This is a genomic window from Spirosoma knui, assembly GCF_054780635.1.
Genome location: NZ_BAAGVY010000015.1, coordinates 137388 through 143956, shown reverse-complemented (window position 1 = coordinate 143956; position 6569 = coordinate 137388). Strand labels below are relative to the sequence as shown.

Sequence of the window (6569 nt, the reverse complement as noted above, 5' to 3'; positions counted from 1 at the left end):
TCAGTAAAGACTATGAATGTGGCGTTAGTTCCCACGAATCGTTTGTGTATTTATCTAATATCAACCGGATGCTCAAGCATTTTTAAACAGGTTCTAATTCAGAAATAGAGATAGCTAAAGCTTTACATACAGAACGCTTCATTCGCCTGGCAGATCTATTCACGAGGTTCGAACAACGGTGCCAGTACGGTCTACAACTACGAGGTGTTAAGTTTATAGCACTAGCGCTGGTATGGGATAGGCCGATTTCATATTCGTAGTTATTCGAAGTTTTGAAAGCGCATAACAAAACGTCTAACTGTAAACCTTGCTCAGGCAAATGTCCAGGGTTCTTTAATTGATAGGAGTGGAAGAACAGAAAGCAAGCTTGTTAGAAATAGAACAAACTAAAGAATTACGATTACAGCAGATTATTTGAATTAAACTATCACTGACGTATTGTCAGACAAAACAAGCAACAAGCTTTTTGGATCTATTTATCAAGCCACAATTTCTGACGCTTAAAGTCAAAATAATTTAAGCTTTTAAACAAATTTAAGATAATATTATATTATTTCATTTGTTCTGACTTAGAGTCAAAAGTTGTTTCATAAGAACACGGTAATCGCTATCATTGATTAGCCTTACATAACTGGGATAGGCGAAGGTATTAAGCCATAAATAACCTTTTAATTAGTCAACAGGTTACATAATGGCTTACATCTGGGTGGTTTACTTCTGATATCTAGGACACACGAAAAGATTATTTGTAAATTTTTTCAAAGAATGAATTAAGTTTTCCAATTCACTCTTAACATTGCAGAAAAATCGTGGTTAAAGCATAGTGAAGGCATTTAAAGGATGCAGTACATAAGCAAACCAATCTAAAAGGTTAATTTTTTAAAGAATCGCTTACTAATGTTAGAACCCAGAGCCGGAAGTTTTATTATTGAGCTGAACATTATTCTGACTTAGAAGTATTTAAACTTGATTAACTATGGAGAATCAGCTGACAGTCCTAAAAATCCACTGTTTTAGTGGGATGACCGTTCCCTAAGTTTCCTTGACCGCATTTGGGAGAATAAAAGTTTAGTTAGAAACATTGCGTCAAAATTAACTCAATAAGTATGCGAACATTTATCCAACAACACCCCAAGCGGATGCTGGCTGGACTCGTGTTGCTAGGTTTTGCAATACCTTCTATTAGCCTTGCTCAACAGGCTGATACAGTCCGGCGGGACGCGGTTCAATCTGCAAGCCCGTCATCAAGTGCGCCGAGACGGGAGGACCCTCGCGAGAACATTTATCGTCTGGGTAAAGGTGTTTACACTGACACATTACGTCGCGATGAGTTCAAAGCTCAGGCCAGTGATGTTGCCGAACTCGACGACTGTGACACGACTTTTCAAACATTCATTCTCGTTCGGCGTTTGTCGCCCTGGCGGATCGGTCTGTTTGCTGGGCCGAACTTTGCGTATTGCGGTACCTGGGAAAACACGTTTGGACCTACCAAGCGAGATAACACCCTCTATAACGGAGCCGGTTTTAACATCACAGGTAACGTAGATTACTACCTAACACCGAATACCCGTCGACTGCGTTTCGGTCTGGGAACGGCGTTCGGGTATCAGAACTACATTACACGGGGTGTATATCGGGATTATCTGTACGGTCTGGCTGCGGCACGAGGAGTCGGTCGCGACCAGGTAACTATCCGTCAGCGTGCTTCCGAAGACATGTTCCTGACTGTTGGACCTGTTCTGCAATTTACACTGGCTCGCAGCCGTCGTAATCCAGATGCAGCGACTTTCCTTGAGTTAGGACTGCGTGGTGGTCTGTTCCGTACAGAAGCGGCAACGATTGCCGCGTTCACTACGCCAAACTTCCAGCCAAATGGACCACTGGTTCAGGGTGGACCGCTGCTGCGTACGGTGAATCCTAGTTACAGACTGTATCACCCAGGCGGACTGCTGTCGTTGGGCGTATTCTTCCCACTACGCAACAACTGGAATATCGGTGTACAGGCGCAGGGCTTCTTCACACAGTTGAACTACATCATTGTAAATGGTATCGACGATCAACTGTATGAATTTAAGCGGAAGCATGGTGGTTTCAGTGGCGGTGTAGCCGTTCGCAAAGGATTTGTTCAAAAGAAACTTATCCCCAAAACTCCAACTGTTTGCCCAACCTGCGATTCGATTCCTCAGCTGAATGTTCAGTTTAACGGAGCTTCGTTGAAAGGTGCTTCACTGGCGTACGTAGACAGCACAAACGCGCAGCAAGCCCCACCGGTTAACACTGCCGCTACGGCTCCAGTAATCAGCTGGCGCAGCACAACGCCGAACCCGAAAAACGAAACCTTTACAGCTCGTTTGTATTACCGGGCTGATACGGTTGCCGCAACAGGTGGAGCTACGGCAGGTGATCAAGTAATCGCTCAGTTAGAAAACTCGACTGATACGACGCTGACTTTCCCAACCGCTTATTTCTCGAACGGACAGCTTACACCAGGTTTCTACTACGTAACGGTTCACAATCGTCAAACCGCCAAGTGTGGCTCGTGTATGAGTGAAGTCGCAACAACGAGTTTCGCAAGCATCCGCCCAAGAAACAATGTTGTAGAATGCGAATACCGCCACCGTCTGGAGCGCCTAGAAGTTTACTACCGCACGCCATACACACGTGAAGTAGCTAATGTCTGCTACTGTAACGGTACAATTACATCGGTTGGCGACACAGTTACTCGTCTCCGTTACCGTGGTCTGAACCGTCGTCTTGCTACGAGCGCTATCGAGTTCGATACGAACACGGTTATCCTGAATCTTCGTGATCTGCCAGGTGGCCTAGCTCAACAGCTGCAAGCTGAGAAGGCTAAAATCGAAAGCGGTAACGCAATTCGTTACAAAGGCCGTCGGGTACGTCCGCAAGTTCAATACTTCCGCGCTGTGTTCACGGTTACGAAACTGCCATGCAACGGTCAGCCTGAGCAAGCAGTGGGTAGCTTCAACACGACGATCAGCGACAACTCGTACTCGATCACTGATCTGAAGCCACTGACAGATGACCAGAAAGCGAAGCTGCTGGCTCCACCAGCGCCCGCTAAGAAACGCGCACCACGCCGTCGGGGTGGTAACAGCGGTCGCCGGTCAGACGCTATGTTCGGTGTTGAATAAACAGAAAGAATCACATGCAAAAAGCCGGGAGCTAATGCTTCCGGCTTTTTTGTTTGTATACGATTGATAAGATACTATTTCAAGGTAGATATTGCGTACTTCCTATGCCTGCCTTGCTCAACGCAACCTCTATCGTTCCCTCTTAGCCTCCCTATCAAGACTATGAGGAGTACTTAAGCGCAATACAATATGTATCTAAAACCGGTATATGTGCATGATGAAAAGCCTGGTGTCTGGCTTATGTAAAAATAGTAGACCAGGTTCTGTCATTTCAATCACAGGACCGCCGGTTGGATAGACAAAACATGTAGAAAGTGAAGTTCTAAAAGCTTCAAACTCTCGCTAACAACGTATCACGGGATAAGCGTTAGCCTTGTACTTATAATGTGCCTTTCCCCAAAGCACGTAACAGAGACAGCAGATAGAGAACTAACCCGACTGCCTTATAAAGGGCACATCATCTGCACTAGTTGACAATGTGATATAGCGAGAACCGTTACGAAAAGCTATTCTTTGACGACTGTAAACGAAGCTATCCCTTCAAACGATTTTACTCGTTCTGAGCGGGCTCCTTTGGGCTTTGCAAACACGTACAGTGTAGAACTACCGCGCTGTGAGATAGGTACAGCCAACTGATAACTGTCACCTGATCGTCGAACGTTGACAGGTACATGCGTTGCTGTTGAGCCACCCAGGCGGCTGACCGAGCATAAGAACTCCACATCAGCGGGATTCTTGAGTGCTAAGGTCAGCACATCGCCCGTACGTATTGTTCCGCTCTTAGGAAAGTTTGTGTCAAACCCCAGGCGGAAATAAGCATCATAAAACTTAGGAAACTGATCGAACTGACCTTTACTGATGGGTGAGCCAAGTAACTGCCAGCGGGCATCGGCAGGAAGATGATTCGCGGCAAAGGCCACTGGCTCGGTCAAAAAGTAAAAGTCATTGGGTTGAAGTTCGCCATCAGCACCTTTCTTCGCCGTTGTTTGCGCCCAGGCAATATCGAGTAAATACCAGTCGCCATCGAGCTTAACCGCGTTCCATTCGTGGTCTATTCGCTGAATAGGCTTGCCTGCTTCGCTATCGTTGGTTCGAGAATATCCTTTAATACTTGCCACCTCAATACCAGCCCGGTTTAGCAGGTGTTTATACAACAAGGCAAATCCTGTACAGACTGCTTTTCGGCTACGTAACACTCGGTTCGCGTATTCGATCTCCGACGAATACCGTTGACCGCTGAAAGCTGATTCATCGTAGCGTACGTGAGACGTAATCCAGCTGTATACAGAACGGGCTTTTGCTAATTCGCTACGGGCTGGTGAAGTCAGATAATCGCTTAAGGTGTTTAAGGTCCGTGCAGCCGATTCTGGGGTTGCCCGAGCGTACGCGTCAATTGTACTATAATCGATTTCGACGTACTTGGATGGGCGTGGAATGTCAGTTCCAGGTCTGGATGGAACTGTAAACGCAGCGCTAAGAATAAAGATTGTCAGAGCCAGAACTGGCCGTGTTATGAAGTGTCGCATCCTCCTATTCAGTATCACAATTTGATAACACAAACGCGCTGTTTTTTATTGCAGTTACTGTTCATAGGTTAGCTGTCTACCAAATGATTTGTCTTGGCTTATTACGTATAGACGAGTCTGAAGGCACAAAAAAAGCCGCCTGATTGTCAGGCGGCTCAGTTATGTATAATTTAGTTAGTTGCGCTTACTCATTTCATCCCGAATCTTAGCAGCTCGCTCGTACTCTTCGTTGCCAAGAGCCTCTTCGAGCATGCGTTGCAACTCTTCGGAAGACGCATTTTTCAACTGGTCACCGAACGAACGGGTTGACGACCGACTCGACGAACGAACCAGTTCTTCCTGCTCTTCGTCTTCTTCGTTACCACTCGCGGTAATGCCAGCTTCTGAGAGGATCGACTCATTAGTATAAATTGGTACGTCAAAACGGATACCGATCGCGATGGCGTCAGATGGACGAGCATCTATCACGCTTTCCCGAACCCCATCGAAACAGACGATCTTGGCAAAGAAGATGCCTTCGCGCAGGTCAGAAATCATGATCTCACGGACCGTGAACTTGAATTGCTCGGCAAACTGCTTGAACAAATCATGGGTCATCGGCCGATTCGGCACAATTTTCTCAATTTCAATAGCAATGGCCTGTGCTTCAAACATGCCAATGATAATTGGCAAACGACGGTTGCCATATTCTTCACCCAATACCAGCGCAAACGAGCCCGATTGCGATTGGCTAGGCGATAGTCCTAATATTTCCAGCTTAATCTTGTCCACAACGCGAAATTAACAGTTTGGCGGTTTGATTGTTCGGTTATTCGCTTGTTTTTCGAATCCAATATAAGCAAGCGAACCATCAAACCACCAAACCGCTTTATAATTCCTGCACCGCTTTGGTCAGGCGTGGCAATACGTCGAATACGTCGCCGACAATGCCATAGTCCGCCGATTTGAAAAAGGGTGCTTCCGGATCTTTGTTGATAACAACAATTACCTTCGAGGAGTTTACGCCCGCAAGGTGCTGGATCGCACCGGAAATACCGCAGGCAATGTACAAATTGGGACTAATTTTAATGCCGGTCTGACCTACGTGCTCAGAGTGAGGGCGCCAATCCAGATCAGATACAGGCTTCGAGCAGGCCGTAGCTGCATGTAAGGCTTTGGCTAGATCCTCGACGATTCCCCAATTTTCGGGTCCTTTTAAACCCCGGCCCGCCGAAACCACCAGATCCGCTTCGGGTAATAATACGTCTCCCGACGATTTTTCGGTGTTTTTAACCGATATGACAAAGTCAGCGTCGTTGAGCGTAGGCGTAAAGTTTTCAACCGTTGCGGTGGCCTCAATTTCCTGGGGCGTAATGGTGTTCTTCTTGATCGCCACAATTTTCACATTTGCCTTCAGGTCATTATAGGCAAATGCTTTCCCCGTGTAAATGCTGCTTTTTACCCGGAATCCATTCGACAGATCCGGCAGCTCGACAACATTTGCGGCCAGACCCGCCTTTAATTTCCCCGCCAGTCGAGCTGTCATGGCATCCGCTAATGAGGATTTGGCCAGCACAATCACTGTAGATCCTTCCTGCTGGGCAGCCGTAGCGACAACCGTTGCGTAAGCCATACCGTTCGGTTCGTTCAGTTTACTGTCGGCCGCGTGCAGGACTTTAGTAGCCCCAAAACGCCCGGCCGAAGCCAATTCACTGTCGTCAGCCTGACCTAAAATAATGGCGGTGGCCGACGTACCCGTCATTTCGGCAACTTTGGCACCGTAGAATATAGCCTCCTGCGAGGATTTTTTGATTTTACCTTCGTCTAATTCAGCAAATATGAGAACGGACATCTTGTAAGGAAGTTATAGAGTTATAGGTTGTATAGTTGTATAGTTTGTAAGCTGTGCGGA

At 46.7% G+C, this 6569-nt stretch carries 4 protein-coding genes; 1 reads left to right on the top strand and 3 read right to left on the bottom strand.

Annotated elements, in window-relative coordinates; genetic code table 11:
- Positions 1–1139: 1139 nt before the first annotated feature.
- Positions 1140–3152: a hypothetical protein gene (locus ACYVIY_RS25060; RefSeq protein WP_460979267.1), complete on the top strand. Its 2013-nt coding sequence runs from the start codon at positions 1140–1142 to the stop codon at positions 3150–3152.
- 506 nt (positions 3153–3658) lie between these two features.
- Here the strand turns inward: ACYVIY_RS25060 and ACYVIY_RS25055 are convergent.
- The 3 genes from ACYVIY_RS25055 to ACYVIY_RS25045 all read right to left on the bottom strand — a co-directional run bounded on the left by ACYVIY_RS25055 (position 3659) and on the right by ACYVIY_RS25045 (position 6509).
- Entirely contained in the window at positions 3659–4678 is a 1020-nt protein-coding gene (locus ACYVIY_RS25055; RefSeq protein WP_460979263.1) for a transglutaminase domain-containing protein, read from the bottom strand.
- A gap of 174 nt (positions 4679–4852) precedes the next feature.
- The gene (locus ACYVIY_RS25050; RefSeq protein WP_460979262.1) at positions 4853–5449 is read right to left on the bottom strand and encodes a bifunctional nuclease family protein; all 597 of its coding nucleotides are present in this window, start codon (positions 5447–5449) and stop codon (positions 4853–4855) included.
- A gap of 97 nt (positions 5450–5546) precedes the next feature.
- Positions 5547–6509, bottom strand: coding sequence for an electron transfer flavoprotein subunit alpha/FixB family protein (locus ACYVIY_RS25045; RefSeq protein ID WP_460979261.1), 963 nt, complete (start codon positions 6507–6509; stop codon positions 5547–5549).
- Between the last annotated feature and the right edge of the window lie 60 nt (positions 6510–6569).